Origin of the sequence: Aquincola agrisoli, assembly GCF_036621135.1 — a bacterium.
GTDB classification, from domain to species: domain Bacteria; phylum Pseudomonadota; class Gammaproteobacteria; order Burkholderiales; family Burkholderiaceae_C; genus Aquincola; species Aquincola agrisoli.
This window is the reverse complement of the sequence record NZ_JAZIBG010000013.1, coordinates 1-1,480: the sequence shown is the minus strand read 5'-3', so window position 1 is coordinate 1,480 and position 1,480 is coordinate 1. Positions and strand designations below refer to the sequence as shown.

General features: G+C 41.8%; 1 protein-coding gene. It reads right to left on the bottom strand.

Features of this window, described 5'->3' with window-relative positions; all coding sequences use genetic code 11:
• Window positions 1-40: 40 nt before the first annotated feature.
• The coding region (locus tag V4F39_RS04320; RefSeq protein WP_332288067.1) for a neuraminidase at window positions 41-1,480 on the bottom strand (1,440 nt) is incomplete at its 5' end.

Sequence of the window (1,480 nt, the reverse complement as noted above, 5' to 3'; positions counted from 1 at the left end):
ACGCGTGATCAGTAGAAACAAGGAGTTTTTTTGGACCAAATTACTTGTCAATGGTGAATGGCAGCTCAGCACCGTCTGGCCAAGACCAGCCCACTGTGTCACCATTTACACCACAAAAGGATATGCTACTCCCGCTAGTCCAGATTGTGTTCTCTTTGGGTCGCCCTCTGATTAGTTCAACCCAAAAGCAAGGTCTCATACAGTCCAGTCCGGTCAGTTCCGGGTGTTGAACAAAACTTCCACTGTAGCCTGACCAATCAGCTATTCCTATGATATCTTGCTTTACTGAGAATTTATCATTTGTTCTGGTCCATCCATCCGGATCCCAAATCATCTCAAAACCCATCCTTGAACTAGTGCTTTTAGTTCTCCCTATCCAAATACCATTGCCGTATTTAAATGAAAATCCTTTTACCCCATTTGCCCCATTCATTAATACTGGACCACAACTGCCTGTTTTGTCATTAGGCCGTGGATTGTCTCCGAAAATCCCACTACATATGTATCCTATTTGATATTCCAGATTCTGATTAAAGGACACCCATGGCCGATTTGATCCATGCCAATTATCTCTACACACACACATGATTTCACCAGATTCAGGATAACAGGAGCATTCCTCATAGTGATAATTAGGGGCATCCAACTCGACTGATTTGACTACTTTCCCCCTTTCTATCTTAAAAATCTTGTACGAGGCCTGCCCATTACTTGGTCCATCAGTCATTACTGTAAAACAAGAACCATTAATGCATGCACATTCAGACTCTTGTGTTCTTAATATGTTCTTTCTCCAACTCTTGATAGTGTCTATTATTATGCCATTGTATTTCAGCACTGCCACTGCCCCATTATCTGGGCCAGAAATTCCAATTGTTAGCCAACTTGTGCCATCATGGCAGGCACTTGCTGACCAAGCGACTGATTCAAACCTTGAGTTATATGGAGAAGGAACCTCACCAATAGGACAGCTCATCAACGTTCGATAAGGGCTTCTGTCCTTAATTGTTCCGTTAGAATGCTTGTCGTTCAGAAGGGCCCCTTGAGTTAAGAAGAAAGTTCTGCATTCCAAGTGGGAGCATGAAATGAATGGCTCCCTTATGACAAAAACATCTCCCTTGGAACCGATTCGCACACTATTATCTTTACTGTATATAGCCCATCCACTAACAGGACAGAGAGAGGAATTGCCCGCTAATTTCACTGAAGCTATTGCCCGTTCAGCAACAAAATTGGTGTTGCTGACGTTAACATACGTCTGGTTGACCCAAGTGTTGTTTTCGTAAGTAATGATGTTTTGATTGAATATTTCAGACTGATTTTTATTCTTAATTTGAATTGAGTGGCTAATCCATATCGATATTATGTTTCCAACTTGTAGTATCAAGCTGGCTATTCCAATTGTCACACAGATCGAACCAATGGTTATTATCTTCTGATTTGGATTCATTTTGATCCCCTGCTTTTGCTGATCACGCGT